General features: G+C 38.6%; 12 protein-coding genes. 2 read left to right on the top strand and 10 right to left on the bottom strand.

All coding sequences use genetic code 11. The annotated features are described in order from the left end of the window. Position 1: 1 nt before the first annotated feature. The 8 genes from nagA to RI845_RS06455 form a co-directional block, all read right to left on the bottom strand. Positions 2-1,117 carry an N-acetylglucosamine-6-phosphate deacetylase gene (nagA, locus tag RI845_RS06490; RefSeq protein ID WP_348388925.1) on the bottom strand — a complete coding sequence of 372 codons (1,116 nt, stop codon included), beginning with the start codon at positions 1,115-1,117 and terminating at the stop codon, positions 2-4. A gap of 1 nt (position 1,118) precedes the next feature. Beyond that, positions 1,119-2,114, bottom strand: coding sequence for a glucosamine-6-phosphate deaminase NagB-II (nagB-II, locus tag RI845_RS06485; protein ID WP_348388924.1), 996 nt, complete (start codon positions 2,112-2,114; stop codon positions 1,119-1,121). Positions 2,115-2,159: 45 nt separating this feature from the next. Continuing rightward, a complete protein-coding gene (gene nagK, locus RI845_RS06480; protein WP_348388923.1) occupies positions 2,160-3,050 on the bottom strand; it encodes an N-acetylglucosamine kinase in 891 nt (296 codons plus the stop codon). Between the two features lie 178 nt (positions 3,051-3,228). Next, a complete protein-coding gene (locus RI845_RS06475; RefSeq protein ID WP_348388922.1) occupies positions 3,229-5,865 on the bottom strand; it encodes a family 20 glycosylhydrolase in 2,637 nt (878 codons plus the stop codon). A 45-nt stretch (positions 5,866-5,910) separates the two neighbouring features. Further along, the gene (locus tag RI845_RS06470) at positions 5,911-7,503 is read right to left on the bottom strand and encodes a tryptophan halogenase family protein (protein WP_348388921.1); all 1,593 of its coding nucleotides are present in this window, start codon (positions 7,501-7,503) and stop codon (positions 5,911-5,913) included. Between the two features lie 33 nt (positions 7,504-7,536). Continuing rightward, positions 7,537-9,093: a tryptophan halogenase family protein gene (locus tag RI845_RS06465; RefSeq protein ID WP_348388920.1), complete on the bottom strand. Its 1,557-nt coding sequence runs from the start codon at positions 9,091-9,093 to the stop codon at positions 7,537-7,539. A 38-nt stretch (positions 9,094-9,131) separates the two neighbouring features. Further along, positions 9,132-9,842, bottom strand: coding sequence for a SapC family protein (locus tag RI845_RS06460; protein WP_348389511.1), 711 nt, complete (start codon positions 9,840-9,842; stop codon positions 9,132-9,134). Positions 9,843-10,030: 188 nt separating this feature from the next. After that, positions 10,031-12,631, bottom strand: a complete 2,601-nt coding sequence (locus RI845_RS06455; RefSeq protein ID WP_348388919.1) for a TonB-dependent receptor — start codon at positions 12,629-12,631, stop codon at positions 10,031-10,033. A 556-nt stretch (positions 12,632-13,187) separates the two neighbouring features. Between RI845_RS06455 and aqpZ the strand changes: the two genes are divergently transcribed. Continuing rightward, positions 13,188-13,883 carry an aquaporin Z gene (gene aqpZ, locus RI845_RS06450; protein WP_348388918.1) on the top strand — a complete coding sequence of 232 codons (696 nt, stop codon included), beginning with the start codon at positions 13,188-13,190 and terminating at the stop codon, positions 13,881-13,883. 126 nt (positions 13,884-14,009) lie between these two features. Here the strand turns inward: aqpZ and pgi are convergent, their stop codons facing one another. Next, the gene (gene pgi / locus RI845_RS06445; RefSeq protein ID WP_348388917.1) at positions 14,010-15,659 is read right to left on the bottom strand and encodes a glucose-6-phosphate isomerase; all 1,650 of its coding nucleotides are present in this window, start codon (positions 15,657-15,659) and stop codon (positions 14,010-14,012) included. Positions 15,660-15,924: 265 nt separating this feature from the next. Between pgi and RI845_RS06440 the strand changes: the two genes are divergently transcribed. Further along, the gene (locus tag RI845_RS06440) at positions 15,925-16,947 is read left to right on the top strand and encodes a LacI family DNA-binding transcriptional regulator (protein ID WP_348388916.1); all 1,023 of its coding nucleotides are present in this window, start codon (positions 15,925-15,927) and stop codon (positions 16,945-16,947) included. 2 nt (positions 16,948-16,949) lie between these two features. Here RI845_RS06440 and RI845_RS06435 read toward each other — a convergent pair whose 3' ends face one another. Further along, on the bottom strand, positions 16,950-17,576 hold the full coding sequence (locus tag RI845_RS06435; protein ID WP_348388915.1) for a TetR/AcrR family transcriptional regulator: 627 nt from the start codon (positions 17,574-17,576) through the stop codon (positions 16,950-16,952). Positions 17,577-17,694 lie beyond the last annotated feature (118 nt).

The raw sequence follows: 17,694 nt of genomic DNA, 5'->3' as shown, positions 1-17,694 counted from the left end.
ATTAAATAATTTTCTGTCCGGCAATCCAAGTTTGCTGCACGTTTAAATCATCGTTAAGTATAATAAAATCTGCACAGGCGCCAGGTTGCAAGCGCCCTTTTTGATTCTCTAACGCCAAAAAAGCAGCTGGATAAGTTGATGCCATTCGCAGCGCTTCAGTTAACTCTACTTGCAAGTGCTCAACGGTATTTTTTACTGCTCCAGCCATATCTAAGCACGACCCAGCCAGTTCACCCGTTAGTGCGTTTAACCTATCGCCAGTTCTGATAATTTTTGAATCAAAAAATGGAAAACTATCATCATCAGTGCCAACTGGTGGCATAGCATCTGTAACGAGAATCATTTTTCCGCTAGTTTTAGCTTTAATCGCTAGCCTAGCCGTATCAAAATGTACGTGATGACCATCAATTATTATGCCACACCAGCTATTTTCATCTAACAATGCCGCACCAACCATACCTGGTGCCCGAGACTCAAATGCAGACATAGCATTAAACAAATGCGTAAAACCTGTTGCCCCAGCGGCTAACGCTTTAACAACAGTATCGTAGTCTGAGTTAGAGTGACCTAAACATACATGAACACCTGCAGCGACTAATGTTTTAATATCATCAGTTGATACGTTTTCAGGCGCTAGTGTAACCACAACTTTACCAAGATCCTGACGAGTAAATACCGCCATTTCATCTGCTGTAATGCCGCGGATAAACTCTGGGCTATGCACACCTTTTTTAGGGATAGATAAATGCGGCCCTTCAAAATGTACACCTAAAACACCAGGGGTTTGTTGTTTTAAAGCTTCACTGACGGCATCTGCAGCAAGTTGCATAACATCAACTTTATCGGTAATTAAGGTTGGTAAAAAGCCAGTAGTGCCAAACTTTGCATGTGCCAAACCGATGGTATTAATGGTTTCAACCGTAGGAGCACTATTAAATAATGCCCCGCCACCACCGTTAACTTGTACGTCAATATAGCCTGGAGCCATAATGCCTGACTCAACACCTGCCTTGGCGTTTTCTACGCCAACAATTTTTCCATCGGCAAAGCTAACAGATACATTTTCACGTAACGTTTGTCCATCAAAGAATTTGGCAATGTTAATTGAATTCAGCATATTAAAGAGTCCTGGTTACTTTCTTTAATCCTTGTGGTTCATCTGGATTGAAACCCTTTGCCAACGCAACCTGTTCAACATCTAAATAAAAACGTTGCAGTACAAGTAAAGGCGCCAACCTAGGGTGAACATCATTAACAATTTGTTGTAAATGAATTAAGTCCGCACCACGAGATTTAACTTCGCTGATCTGTTCTTTGTGAGATTTATCAGACTCATCATTTACATGACAATCTACTATGGTTAACTTTTGTGCCACTAACGTTACGGGACCATGCAAAAACTCAGCACTAGAAAATGCTTCAGCGTGAATGGAACAGACTTCTTTTAATTTCAGTGCGATTTCTTTTGAAACTGCGTAACCTAAACCTCGACCCAATACGACTAAATTACGAGTATCTGCTAAACCATCAATCGTTAATTGTGCAGGTGCATCAATTGCTTTTGAAAGTGCTTCTGGCAATGAATCTAACGCCGAGATAAGGTCGTTGTTTTTGCTCCAATAAGCCGTTAATTGTAACAGACCAGACAAGGTAGCCAGGTAGCTTTTCGTGGCAGCAACAGAATTCTCAGGACCAGCACGCAAAGGTAATACGTCGTCTACAAGTTCAGCCAACGGAGATGTTTCATCATTAACTAACGCGACAACATAAGCACCGGCATCTTTTGCCATTTGTGCTTGCGATAAGATATCAGGGCTACGGCCCGATTGAGAAATAACAATAACAAAGGCATTATCAAGCTTTAATGTTTTGCCATAAACAGACGCAACCGATGGTGCTGCCGCAAAGGTAGGAATACCAACTTCGATTTCAATCAAATATTTACCAAACACACCGGCATGATCTGAAGAACCCCGACCAATGATCATCACCATCTTTGGATCAAAATTGCTTAACTTATTACCAATTTTTTCAGCAACAGCTGCATTTAATTTTATCTGCTCAGCAATAACCAGTGGGGTTTGCTTAGCTTCTTGTTCCATTAATGTGGTCATAACATTACTCAATTATTTGTTTAACTTACTTGTTCACTTTCAAATTTACGCGTTAGTATTTTGCTCATTCATAGCAAAAAGTACCGCGCCAATTTCAGGAGGATTTTCTGGTTCACTAATTTGTTCAACAACTGCAGAACTTAACCATTCCATCAAACGAGGTTTTAAACCGCCAATAAGAGATAGTCTAGTGGGTTTCATCGCCATTAACTTATAAAATACGGCTTCAAAATATTGACAACCTTCGTTAATAATAGCTTTTGCTATTTCATCGCCTTCATCAGCAGAGTCGAACACACTAATCGCTAACTTTGCATAGAATGTAGCGCCTTCACCGGCTATCGTTTCTATTAAAGTATTAGAGTCCGTGCAATTCAGAGCGGTAAATAACTTTTCAGTTAGTAGCGTTTCATTGATCAAACCGTCAAAGCTAAGCAGCACTTTTTCTACTGCTTTAAACCCTAACCAGGCACCACTGCACACGTCACCATGCGGAAAACCATGTCCACCTATCACCAGTGACTCGCCTTTAACTGTGGCGTAGCCACACGAGCCCGTACCTGTGATCATAATGGCACCATCTTCACCACCATGAGCGCCTAAACAGGCAATATGTAGATCGGTTGCTAAATGCATGGTTTTAAACGGGTGTTGCCATTGTTCCATTAGAGAAAAATACTTTGGTAGGTTAACACCAGCTAGACCTATGCCTGCGATGAGTTCACTTTTTAAGGAAACATCCAAGTTAGCATCAGCTAACGCTAAGTCTGCTGCATGACTAATTGACTGTTGTGCTCGTTCTAAATTATGAAAAGGATTAGCAGCACCTGAGGTTCCCTCACCCAGCACTTGCATTGAAGTATTCAGGATCACAGCTTTACATTTGCTGCCGCCTCCATCAATGCCTAAAAATAGCTGTTGTTTATTACTTTTCATTAACGCCTCTTAGCAAATGTGCCTGTGGTCAAAACATGCTGTTCAAAATTCTATTTGTTCAGCACATTCTGCGTTGTTAAATTTATATTACATACAAATGACAGCGCTGTCATTATGTTTTTACATTTTTTTAATATTAACTTATCGTTCTTATGCAAGCGATTGTTAATTATATACTTTATTGAGATAGAAACAGGCTTCTACCTGCTCTTTTAGAGTCATTTGACCGTGCTCTAACTTCTACATCACCGCTGATGCTTACTGGTTTGGTCCATGTTTGCCATTGATTATCAGTCAACTTATATTCAATCGTCAGTCCAGGGTAAGCTATATTAACCATCAATTTGGCATCAACTATTTTGGCGCCGACGGTTGGAATTCGATAAAACACTTCTGCTTTATCTAATTTAGCCAGTTCTTTATTTGCGATTATATTGGCAAAATTTGCCCATTGTTGATCACGGTTTTTACGCATCTTGTCAGTAAAGTTATTCGTCTCTTGGCTATAAACTTTGCCACTATAAGAGTACGGTACAACCCACTCTGGTTTATGCCAAGCACGCTCAGCTAAAGCAAACAAACGAGGGAAAATTTTATATTCGGCTAAATCATCATTGCGAGTATTTTCACTCCATAGCTGACCTTGTATCCCGGCAAACGTTCTACCTGACTTAAGCGGTCCAGACGTTGTATTGCCTTGTTCATCCAATATCACCGTATCATCTGTACTATAAGGCTTATCTTCTCTATCTAGCCAAAATTCAGCATGTGCAGGTAGATTATCCGGCATAAATTGAAATAATTTCTCAGTATTTGAATGTCGTGACGCCCAGTAATAGCCATGCTCTTTCGGGTCCGGCTCGTATGGAAAATCAAAATAGGTTACATCAGGGGTTGAAACCACAAGCTCCCAATTTTGATTTGCTAATTGATGCGCAGCTTGATGCCCCTGCCAGTAAATAATCCCCCAAGCATTCGCTTGTACTACGTCAGGCATATTATTAACATTGGTATGCATCATTCCATCATTCCAGCCAGCAGTTTCTATGTTTCGCTCGCTCAGTATTTTTGCAACTCGTTCTACAAAGTAGGCACCAAGCTCCTCTGCTTTAGTAATACCTAAATCATTATTGGCAATAAACTCTTTACAAATAGGTGATTCAACCCAGGCACCTGCAGTTTCATCTGCGCCAATGTGGTAACGAGTTAAAGGATGACCAGCGTCGCTATGCATTGCCTTAACTTCATCCATAACTTTAGCGACAAAGTCATATGACGACTCCATACACGCATTAATGGTATTGTCGTTATAGTATTGAACCGAAGAATAGACGGTAGTATCGTTTTCATCATGCAGTAAAAATTGTTTAGCGCCCTGCTCATCACCTTGCGCCATTAATTTTTTGTATCGTGCTTTCATGGCGACGATAGAAGAGCGAGAATGCCCTGGCATATCTAATGATGGGATTACTTGAATGAAACGCTCAGACGCATATTGTAAAATGTCTTTATAATCTTGCTTACTGTAATAACCATTTACCGAACTAGTAGGATCAACCCCTGCCCCTAGTTGCGGTAATAAACAGCGCTGCTCCGTTAAATCTAAACAACGCTTAGAGCTGATATCGGTAAGCTCTGGCAAATCATTGATTTCTAGGCGCCAAGCTTCATCATCACCAAGGTGTAGATGAAATTTATTTAATTTATACGCGGCCATTTGATCAAGCAAATCAAAAATAAACTGCTTGGAATGAAAGTTACGGGCTACATCAACCATCATGCTGCGAAACTGATAGTGTGGCTCATCTTCAATAGTTAAATGAGGAACGGTTAATTTATCTAATGACACAAGCGCTGCAATTGATTGCAAACCATAGAATAAACCAGAATTATCATTTGCCTGGATATTTATCCCCTGCTCATTCACTGTTAATTGATAGCTGCCAGTATCACCTTTAAGCGACTCGTCTAACGTTAAATTAACAGCAACACCTTGTTTACTTTCTTGTACGCCAAGAAACGCTAATCGCTTGAGTGCGGCGGTAAAATTAGCTTTTTCGACACCATTTAACGTTAGGTTTAAACCATTAGATAAATCTACAAATTGACCATTATCAGTAACGTCCATTTTTGTAGGTGATGGAATTAAACTACTTTGCAGCTCATTATTAGCGACTTGCATTTGAGCGTTGCGTTCAAACAAAACATCGGCCGTAGCCCATTGTGTTTGATCTGTTGGGGTGCGTTTAAAGTGTTTTTCAACGCTCATATAGCTCTTAACAAACGGATAAATTTCAAGTCCCGTTTCTGCATCTATGGTTGTTTGAGTGCTTTTAATTACCCTAGGCTCTAATGAATCTGCACTTAAAATATAATTTGGCAACGCATCAGTTTCTGACAATGACCAAAAATCTACTCGATAATTTAACGCGTAAGTTTGTCCTGCTTCAAAGCCGGTAAAGTTATCTGTTGGCACAATTTTATGTAAATCACCATTCACATGCTCAATAGTAAACAAATTACTATCAACACTTTGCACCGGATTTATTTGAGAGAAGTAAATTTCCCAATCACTGGAGTTAACGTTCTCAGGCGAGGTTAAGTTTAGCTGTAATTGAAAACAAGCACCGTCGTGACGGTTCGGATCACAATTTTCGTCAGCAACATTAGTTATCAACTGATATTCAACATTTAAGCTGTTGGATAATTGATCAAGCTGAGACTGATTAAGTGTATTGCTTGAGGTTTCATTTACATCCGTGCAAGCCATTAAAGCTAAGCTTGCAGCAACTGATAATGCAACGATCTTGTTCATTGTGTTTGTATTCCCTACTTTGTGTTAACTCGTTAAAATGAATGCTTAACGCTTTTGCAGACCAAACCGATGAATTTTATTAATTAACTCTCGGTGATTAGGTAACTGTTCGGTTAAAGACAAGCTATGCTGATTTATTTGTTTAAAAAAATCGACTGCTTTATCCGACTCTGTATATCGATATGCCATGGCACTTAAATCGGTATTAAATTGCATGCCGTAAAGCACATATAAATAATTTTCTAAATTGAAAATTTCAAAACCACTGGCAAAATCATAGGCGCTGGGTAGTTGATACTTCCATAGTTCTAGGCGCTCTAATAAAGCTGTTGGACAAGTGCTTGGGTCGCGATTATCTAACCAAAACTGGCTATCATCACGTTTTGATAAAAAGTAATGAAGTTTAATAAACTCAATCACTTTTTCCCAACTACTGTTTACTCTTTCGTTAAAGTTTTTAGCTACAACATCCATATGCTCGCGGTTTGCAGGAAACTGACTAGCCAGCATTTTTGCAGTTGCATCAAACACTAATAACCCAGTAGCTTCTAAAGGTTCAACAAAGCCTTGTGACAGGCCAATAGCGGCACAGTTTTTATGCCAAAATGTTTCACGATAACCAATGTTCATATCTATTTTTCGAGCATCTAAGTTATCAGCGCCTTTACCAAGGTAATTGCGCAATACTTGCTCTGCGTCATCATCACTACTGTGCTTGCTTGAGTAGACATAACCAGTACCTCGGCGCTTGGTTAAACCAATATCCCAAATCCAACCGGCTTGTTTAGCCGTAGATATAGTAAAACTGGGAATATCTTGCTCTGGATGTTCGTATGGCAACTGAATGGCCAATGCTGAATCAGCAAATAACACGTCGCTTTTATCAATAAATTTAACGCCTAATGTTTTACCTAATAATAACGCGTTAAATCCTGTGCAATCGACAAAGAAATCAGCAGTAATTTCACCTTGTACATCGGTATGAATTGATTTTATATCTCCAGAATCCGCTAGCTCTACCCGAGCGACGTCAGCCAAAATATGGTTTACTCCCATAGACTGAGTTGCATGCTTACAAAGTAATTTTGAAAATTTTGCTGCATCTAAGTGATAAGCATAATTTGTACGCCCTTGAAACTCAGGCATAGTAATATCTTTAGGAGCTAAGCCGGCATCACAAACCCTGCCTTGAAACGCCACGGCATCTACAAAGGACGTATCCTTGCCAGCTAAATTTTTCAACCAATAAGCAGTTAAGCCTTCAAATTCATTAATTAACGGGTAATCGAAGATATGATGGTAATGATTATTGCAACCATTTACGCTGGCTTGTTCAGGGGAATGTAGCCAATCAACAAACTTGATCCCTTGTTTGAACGTAACTTCACAGTCTTTAATGAAATCGGTTTCACTTATTCCTAAGTATTGGAGGGAAGTGCGCATCATTGGCACAGTACCTTCGCCAACGCCAATAGTAGGAATATTAGGTGACTCAACCAAAGTAATTTTAATGCCATTGGTTTCAGTTGGTTTTAATTGTTTCGCTAAATGATTCGCCGCAAGCCAGCCTGCTGTACCACCACCAACAATTACAATTGAACGAATAGCCTTCGACTGTTTATTTTCAGAGTTATTCATTGGCTCTATTCCTCGTATTATTGATAAAAGTGCTTAAGAGCCAATACTAATTGATACGTTATCTGTAGATAAATCCTTCATACTACGCTGCTTTATCCATTCTTGATGGGATAAGGTTACCGCTTGAGCTTTGTTAGCCATAAAAGTAAAACGGTTAAAAATTTGTTGGCAACTGTCTTCATCATAAGGCATATGAAGTGTAGGAAAATGATCCATACCATAAAGAATAAAGCGATAGTTTTCATCGGTAAAAGTGGTTGCATAGCCGCCGGCTAAATCCATAAACTCGCAGGTTTTATGGCGCCACAATTCGATTTGTTGTTTCAGCTCAGGACAATAATCAACACTTTTTTGAGCCTGTTGCCAAAACTCGCTATCATCACGATCAGTTAAACAATAGTGCAGAACGATGAAACGTTTTAAGTCATCATAAATGCCATTCATTAAACGGTTATAGGAGTCGCGCGACACTTGTGAAATTTGATTTGAAGAAATGTGTGTCGCCAAAAGCTTCACACTGACGTTGATTAAGTGTAACCCTGTCGATTCCAGCGGTTCAATAAAACCACCCGATAAACCAATGGCAATACAATTTCCTACCCAGAACTCTTTGCGACAGCCTATTTTCATATTAAGGTGCAAGGTTTTTAGTACCTCTGCATCTTTACCTACATGTTGTTTTAATTCAGTTTCTGCTTGTTCTTTGGTTAAACGATTTCCGTCATATACATAACCTGTACCACGACGAGATGACAAATCAATTTCCCAAGCCCAGCCGTTGGTTAATGCTGTTGCTGTAGTGTAGCTGCGCGGCACCTGTTCATCTTTGTAAGCCACTTGCATGGCCACCGCTTTATTACAGGGTAATTCTTGCTCGAACGACTGCCAATTATCTGCTTTTAGCGCTTCGATTAACAAGCCTTTAAAACCAGTGCAATCGATAAACATATCAGCACTAAATTGGCCTTGGTCGGTATCGATACTATCAATATTGCCATCTTTAACGTTAACGTTATTCACCATAGCCTCAACGTGAATAACACCGGCAGCTTCAGCTTTTTTACGTAAAAATCGAGCCATTAATGTGGCATCGATATGATAACCGTAAGGTACTATGCCTTGATAAGGTTTTGATGAAGGCATTTTCGGGCTAAGGTTTTTAGCCATCAGATGGGAAGATAAACTCACCCCTTGATCGTAGCGTTCAAATAAGTGACGAGAACTTAGAATCCAGGCAGTGGAAATATCGAGGATGTTGCCAAGCGCCTGGTGTTCAAAAGGATGGAAATATTCATGGGTGCTGCCATTTTTAGGCTGCATCCAATTTCTAAACATAATGCCTGTTTTTAATGTGGCATTTGTTTCATGCAATAGTTCTTGTTCATCAAGCCCCATTGCAGCGAAGAAGAAGCGAATAGAGTGAACTGTCGCCTCTCCTACACCAAGAATGCCGATATCTTTACTTTCAATAACGGTTATATCAATATTTTTTTGATTGTGGTTATACAGTTTATTTAGATATAACGCACTCATCCAACCGGATGAACCACCACCAACAATAGTGATAGATTTGACATTCTTTTCGTTCATAAAGCCTTCTTAAATAGCAGGTTATCCTGCTAAGTTAATTAGCTTAATGCAACTTTCTTTTTAACTAAACGATGCAATTGATGCATTGAATTTAAATGCGCATAAATTGGTGCAAGAACACCACGTTTACGAAGTGCAATATAGTCTTCATCTGAAAGTTCATTAAGTTTCTTTTCATCAACTAAATACAGACCGTTGATCTGGATTTTCTCGCCGTTAGCAGAAATTTCTAAATTTTGCTGAATTAATAAATCTTTATCGGCTAATTCTTTGGTAAATGCTTGAGTAATGTGAGAGTGTTCAAAATATTGTCCTAACGCTTCTTTACGACGCGTTAAATATTCACTTTCTTCACCATCTTCTTCAAATAAAGCATTTCCTTCGTCTTCATTTACCACTGCGTTATCAGTCGCAATAACCACCATAAACTTATCTGAATCTTTGCTTTCTGGTACTAAAGATAAAGGAAAGTTAGTTACTGCTGCAGGGGCATAAGTGCCTTCCCAAGTTTCAGTTTCAGTGTAAAGGTTTTCACCTGGCTTAATGCCAAATAAAGCTACTGGCTGAAATGTGCCTGTTTCTGTATTTTTAACAAATACAACAGGAAACTCTGAAGATGCTCTAGCAAATTCATGTACAACTACTGGAGCAAGATGTTGCCCTTTTGCATGTGTATAGTTTGCTTGAGGTTTTATTTTTGTTTTTGCGTGTGCGGTTTTATTTAATGGTTGAATATTTTGACTCATAATACTACTCCGAAATGCGGGTCTTTTTTTAATAGGGTCTTAGACTAAACCGAGCGGTAAAACCAATACAAGTGATATTTTCAATTTTTTTAATAAAATCACTTAACACTGCTAATTGGACGTTAATTCAACTTTAAGTTAACAAAAGGGGAAGACTACCTTCCCCTTTTACTTCTTTGTTCCAATAGTAATTAGAACTTAACGCTTACACCAGCGTTGATACGTCGAGCCATTTCATATTCATATAATGGGAACCCCTGAGTGAAACCACTGTATGAAGTTGGGTAATTGTTATTACCGTACTGCTTAGCTTCTTCTTCAGTTATATTGGTCGCATCAATACGAACATCAACGTTTTCAGTTACATGATACGTTGCACTTAAATCTAAAGAGCCAAAGTCATCATGTAAACGGTTTCCGTATGAACCTGTTTCACGGATCATATACTCGCTACGCCAGTTGTATGATAAACGAACCGATAATGAGTCATTTTCATAGTAACCAGTAAGGTTATATTGATCTTTTGAGCTATCGCTTAAGAATGGGTTACCATCAACATACGTGCTTTCATCAGTAGATGTGTCAGTGTATGTGTAGTTAATCAATGTACCAAATCCATTACCAAAGTCTTGTTGGTATTGAAGCTCTAGACCTTCGATTTGTGCATCTTGACCGTTAGATTTCTCTTGTACTGTCCAGCCATTTGCAGCTTCTTCAGGTGGCAAGTCAAAATCAATTTCGTCAGCTGCAACTTTACGCTCTGAGAACGTTACAAAGTTCTTCACATCTTTCATGAATAACGTTGCTGATAATAATGATGAATCATTAAAGTACCATTCAACACCAATATCAAACATATCGGCAACGAAAGGCTTAAGACCAACGTTTCCTACAACCCAGTATTGGTTATCTGGTAAGTCATCGTTAGCACCTACAACATTAGGGTTAACATACATATCAACGTACTGTGGACGAGCCATTGCACGAGATGCAGCAACACGAACGATAACTTCATCTGTAATGTCCATTGCTAAGTTAAAGCTAGGCAAAAATTCTGCATAGTCAGCGTCAGTACTGGTTTTTTCGCCATTTACATAGTAAATAGACTCAGCATCAGTACCTGCATAACGAACACCAAAGTTACCGCGGAAACCTTCACCGTCGAACGTTGCCATTACATAAGCAGCATAATTGTCTTCTTCAATATGACTATACGAGCCTAAATCTTCAGTTTCACCAATGATGCTATCTTTAGCCCAAGATTTTAATGCATCAGCATCAAACTTCTTGATTGAATAGTCACCAGAGCCAACATCTAAATTACCGTCTTGAATACCAGAAGTGGCGATTACGTTATTAAAGCCTTCTTCTTGAATGTATTCATAGCGACGAGATGTAGTTTCATGTTGCGCAAACTTTAAACCAGTTTTAATTTCAGTTATTACACCTAAATCAACGTTAAAGGTAACATCACCTTGCAGGTAAGATTCTTCATCTGTTTTTGGTGTACGGTTAAAGTTTGGACCGGTACCCATTGCAAGTGTGCCTGGATCGTAGGTTTCCATATCGAAACCAGCTGGTAAGTTCCATGTTTGACCACCACCAGTGAAGTCATATGTACCACCAGCAATTGAAGGTACTAAACCATCATCAAGAACCATCTCAAAATCAGTACCACCAGTAGATTCAGTTGAACCAACTTGCACTTTAATTTTGTAATCATCCGCAGTGTAGTTAAATGTTAAATCTACAACGTCTGAATCCATCGTCGCTTCACGCGGACGCATTTGATAGAAAGCTACATTTAAAGGACCCGCAACTTGCGTACCTTGATTTGTAATATTGCCATCTGCATCAGTTTCTTGGCCTAACCAAGTCGTTTCAGAAGGATCAACACCACCCCAAGAGCTATCAGCTTGAGTTAGCCATAATGCATAGTTAGTGTTATCCGCTTCCATTTGCATATCCATTACATTTAACACGAAATCCATGTTATCTGTTGGAGAGTATTGGAAAGTACCGGTAATAGCAGAACGTTTACGCTCTTGTTCAAACGCAACAGGACCTGCACCCCATTCCCAGAATGCTTCGTTACCTTGGCGTTGTAATGAACGCTCTTGCATTACACCTGACAATAAGAAACCCATTGTTTCTGATTCGTTTTTCCAGCTGTACATAGCTGAAGCCTGTGGATCTGTTTCTTCAGAATCTGATTGGTAAGAACCTTCAACCGATGCATAAATAGTATTTGCATCTAAATCTAGTGGCTTACGAGTATTAACGATAACCGTACCACCAATACCACCTTCAGCGATATCTGCTTGTGAAGACTTATAAACCTCTAAATCACCAACCAATTCTGATGGTAGTAATTCGTAGTTGAAGCTACGTTTTGCTGGCTCAAGTACGAACCAACCAGTAGACGCAACGTTTTGGCCATTCAATGTGGTAAGTGTTAAATCTTGACCTGCACCACGAATTGAAACTGCTGCACCTTCACCGAATTGACGTTGAATAGTTACACCAGGTATACGCTGTAATGATTCTGCAACGTTTTTATCAGGGAATTTACCAATGTCTTCAGCACTGATGGCATCCACACTTGCGTTAGAGAATCGTTTTGCATTTAAGTTTTTCTTGTTGCTGCCGCGAATACCGGTAACTTCAATTACTTCGATATTATCAGCGGTTACTTCTGCTTCTTCTGCTGCTATAGCCGATGCAGATGCACCTGAAAGTACCATTGCAATGCTACTAGCTAGTACATGTTTTTGGAATTTGAATGACGACATTTTCCTACCCTTTAGATTTATTTTAGTTTTCACCGTAACCGCGCAACCAGCTAAAAAATTTAAAAATCACATACAACCTATTTTTAAGTTTTTGTTTGACTTAAATGACAGCGCTGTCAAAAGCTTGTAATAAAACATACACAGAAATTAACCGTTTGGCTACAAAAAATTACATTAAATTGTAAATAAAACATACAAACCATTAACACAAAGATAACACAAAACAATCTTTAACCTTTATTATCAATAACTTAACAAAGCTCGATTTATTCTTACTTTTTTTCGTTTTTTATACAAAAAATCAACTTACACTGTTGTTTTTTATCTTTAAAACAGCAAAAACAACGCTGTCATTTTAATTATTTCATGCATTTACAGGAAGTTTTCTCAATTTAGAGCTAAATTTTATGTAAGCTAAAATTATTTAATGATTTCATTGATCTAGAGAATTAATAAGAACTAAACGAAAATGATCTACGAATAGAATGATGGATAAGTGGCGTGTGTTAGGTAATAGCTGAATAAATATAATTAAATAAATAATAGGAAAAAAATTATGACTTTAACAAATAAATTAGCTGCTGAGTTTTTTGGCACTTTTTGGTTAGTCTTAGGTGGTTGTGGCAGTGCGGTATTAGCTGCCGGCATACCTGATTTGGGTATCGGGTTTGTTGGTGTATCGCTGGCATTTGGTTTAACAGTTATGACCATGGCCTATGCAATTGGGCATGTATCAGGCTGTCATCTTAACCCTGCCGTTTCATTTGGTTTATGGTCTGGTGGACGCTTTCCGGCGAATGAACTTGTACCTTACATCATCGCTCAAGTGGTTGGTGGTCTTGCTGGTGCAGCAGTACTATATTCAATTGCCTCAGGTGCCCCAGGGTTTGATTTAGGCGGTGGTTTTGCTTCTAACGGCTATGGTGCACATTCACCTGGTGGCTACTCGATGATGGCAGTACTGATTGCCGAAGTGGTAATGACCTTTATGTTTTTAATGGTAATTTTGGGCGCAACAGATAAACGTGCGCCAGCAGGATTTGCTCCGATAGCAATTGGTTTATGTTTAACATTAATTCACTTAATTACCATTCCCGTAAGTAATACCTCAGTAAACCCCGCACGTAGTACAGGTGTAGCAATGTTTGTTGGCGATTGGGCAACAGCGCAATTATGGCTATTTTGGGTTGCTCCTATTGTAGGTGCGATTATAGCGGGTAAAGTTTACGGCTGGGTTGCAGCTGAAGAGTAATAAACAAGCACTTAAAAGAAATAAGTGACTCTATTCAACGGAGTCACTTTATCTAACAAGAGATCCTGACACAAGTTCAGGAAGTGGTAGTATGATGGTCACATGTCCCAGTAATGGTTCTTAATATTATGCTTGCTGTTTCACTGACTTATAAAATTTGATTAAGTTTGCCGTAGAGCTGTCATGGCTTTGTGATACATCGTCTGATAATAATTCAGTTTCAATATTTGCCGCTAAGCCCTTACCTAATTCAACCCCCCACTGATCAAACGAACAAATTTGTAATAAAATGCCTTGTACAAATATTTTATGTTCATACATAGCAATCAACTGACCTAATGTTTTAGGGCTAATCTGTGAAAGTAGTAACGTATTTGTTGGTCGATTACCTTCATGAACTTTATGCGGCGCAAGTTTATCAATAACTTCTTGTACACGTCCTTTAGCCTTCAAATCTGCCCTAACCTGCTCTTCGTTTACTCCAGTCATTAACGCTTGGGTTTGAGCAAAAAAGTTACTCATTAATGTTTCATGATGCCCAGCGACAGGCGTAACACTTTCAACGGAGCCGATAAAATCACCAGGCACAATATTATTACTTTGATGTAAGTACTGATAAAACGCATGCTGGCCATTTATGCCTAACTCGCCCCAGATTGAGGGAACTGTTGGATAGGAAATTTTCTCACCTTCCCAGGATACCGACTTACCATTACTTTCCATTTCAGCTTGCTGCAAATAAGCACTGAGCATATGCAATGTTTGATCGTAAGGTAGTATCGCTTGAGATTTAAATCCTAAGAATGTGCAATTCCATAAACTCAGTAACGCCATAAGCACAGGTACGTTTTCTTTTAACGGAGCTTGCTGAAAATGTTCATCAATGTCATAGGCACCTTCAAGAAGTTCGATAAACTTATCAAAACCTAAATCGAGTGCAATTGGCAACCCAATAGCTGACCATAATGAAAATCGACCGCCTACCCAGTCCCACATTGAAAAAATATTATCAGGGTGAATTCCAAACTCAGTGGCATTTTTGATATTTGCAGAGACCGCAATAAAATGCTTCTGTATGGCTGATCTATCATTTGCTGATTTCAATAACCATTGTGTAGCCGTATTGGCATTAGTCATTGTTTCTGTGGTAGTAAACGTTTTACTCGATACAATAAATAGTACTTTTTCAGGATTTAACGGTGCAAGTACTTCGGTAATTTGAGCACCATCCACATTAGATACATAATGCACGTTAACACTTTGATCGCTGTAATGTTTTAGAGCTTCTGTGACCATTTGCGGACCAAGATTTGAGCCGCCTACACCAATATTTACGATGTCGGTAATGCGTTTACCTGAATAGCCCTTCCACTGCCCTTGCCTTACCTGATTAACAAACTCTTCCATATGAGCAAGCTCACATTCAACCTGGTTGGTAACATTTTCACCATCTAGTTCAATAGATTTTTTACCGCGATTACGCAATGCCGTATGTAAAACCGCTCGATTTTCAGTTAAATTGATTCGCTCGGCATTGAACATTTTGTCACGCCAAGATTCCAGGTCGACCTGTTTGCATAAGTTTAATAGCTCTTCAATAACAGCATCATCAATAATGTTTTTTGAATAATCAAAAAGTATGTCGGGTAATTTAATTGAGAATTTATCAAAGCGCTCAGCATCTGCAGCAAACAAATCATTCATATGAATATTCTTCATAGTTTGGGCAAGCGATGTGAGTGATTTCCAACTAGATAATTCAGTTCTTGAAGTCATTTTTAAACCTTTTTACAATTGAACTTGTATAATTTCATTTATAAACTAAGGTTAAATGACAGCGCTGTCAATTTATTTGTGAATTGTTTGTTAAACCGTTCATAAGGGTTAGAAACCAGCCTTTTATTTAAAACAGTAAATTAAATACCAGTTTTTGTATTTTTTTTATAACAATATCAACAAAATAATATATAGTGCGTTTGTAATAATTGCACAATGTAAGCGCTTGCTTAATGTATTAATAAGAATAATTAAAGGCTTGGCCATGAAAGTAACCATCAACGATGTAGCAAAATTGTCAGGTGTTTCAATCAAAACCGTATCTAGGGTTATGAATAATGAAGCATCGGTAAGACAAGCCACTCGTGACAAAGTAATGGCTGCAGTAAAACAACTTAACTATCAGCCAAACCTTGCTGCGCGTAGCTTGGCAGGTACTAAATCTTATAACATTGCTTATATTTACGATAACCCAAATGCCTATTATGTTATCGATATGCAAAATGGTATTTTGTCTGAATGCAGAAAACAGAGCTTTGAATTGTTAATTCATCCATGTAATTCAAAATCGGTAGATATTCTTGATGAGATAACTTCAATGATCCGTCACTCTCGAATAGCCGGTGTAGTATTAACTCCGCCTTTCTCTGAAATGCCCAGTGTTGTTGATCGTTTGGCTGATTTAGGTGTTAAATTTGTAAGAATCTTTTCAGGACACACAGTTCCAGACACGTTATCACCATGCATTATGGTAAATGATTTTGATGCTGCATTTGAAATCACTGAACACTTAATCGAACTGGGCCACAAAGACATTGGTTTTATCAGTGGTGGTAAAGAGCATAAATCAACGTTTGAACGTATTGAAGGCTTTAAAGCAGCGCTGGCCAAGAATAACATTAGTTGTCGAGAAGAGTTAATTGTAGACGGTGAATATTCATTCGAATCTGGTGTTGAAGGGGCTCAAACCCTTTTAGAAAAACCGGTCAAACCAACGGCGATATTTTCGTGTAATGATGAGATAGCAGCCGGGGCATTATTTGCTTCTCGTTTAGCAAATGTTGCGATACCTGAAGAGTTGTCTATTGTTGGTTTCGAGAACAGTCCGTTCTCTCGTCAAACTTGGCCAAAGATCACCACCGCCGACCAACCAAACCAAACCATAGCGCAAAATGCTACCGCGTTACTTATTAATGAGATACGAGAACAAAAGTCAGAAGAAATCTGCGAACAATTTACACCAAAATTATTAGTTCGAGATTCATCTGCGGCGGTAACAAAGGTTTAAACTTAAACCATAGCTTTGTATTGGCAGCCCCGTAAAAATAAATCTACGCTGTTATCTATATAATTAGAGATTTCCTCAATACCGATTTGTTTTTCAGTATTATACTCACGGCGCATAACCGCCTCCCCTTTCATTAGCGATAAAAACTGTAAAGCGGCAAAATGATAATTTTCAACAATGATCAGTCCTTTGCTCGCATATGATTCTAGTAACCTTGAGATTTCAGCGACAACAGGTTCAGGTCCTGCAGCATAAAATAATTGCGACACTTGTGGATTAGTTTGAGATTCAGCGATACACACTCTATGTATGGCCATGCCTTCTTCTGAAAGTAATAATTGTATAAAGCCCATAGCAAAGGTTTTTAATGCTAGTTTAGGATCGCAAAGACTTGACTCAGGTAAAGCCGATGTACGAAACTTTTCACATTTATTTAATATAGAAGCTGCAAACAATTCATCTTTATTACCAAAATGGCTATAGACCGTTTGTTTTGATACCCCGGCAGAATTTGCAATGCTGTCCATACTGGTTAATGAAAACCCTTTATCACAAAAACTGTTTGTTGCCGCAGCTAAAATTAGTTGGCGTTTCTCTTCACTTTTACTGCGTGTTTTGGGCTTTTTCACTGCTTTTCCTTCGAATTTACTATTTAAAAGTAAATGTTAATGTTTACTTATACTGATTAATCTAACGAGTTTTACATCAAATGTAATTACATATATCTAAAATGTAACTAATCACACT

Origin of the sequence: Thalassotalea nanhaiensis (assembly GCF_031583575.1) — a bacterium.
GTDB classification, from domain to species: Bacteria; Pseudomonadota; Gammaproteobacteria; order Enterobacterales; family Alteromonadaceae; genus Thalassotalea_A; species Thalassotalea_A nanhaiensis.
Note: the sequence above shows the minus strand (reverse complement) of the source record. Positions and strands in the feature narration are given on the sequence as shown.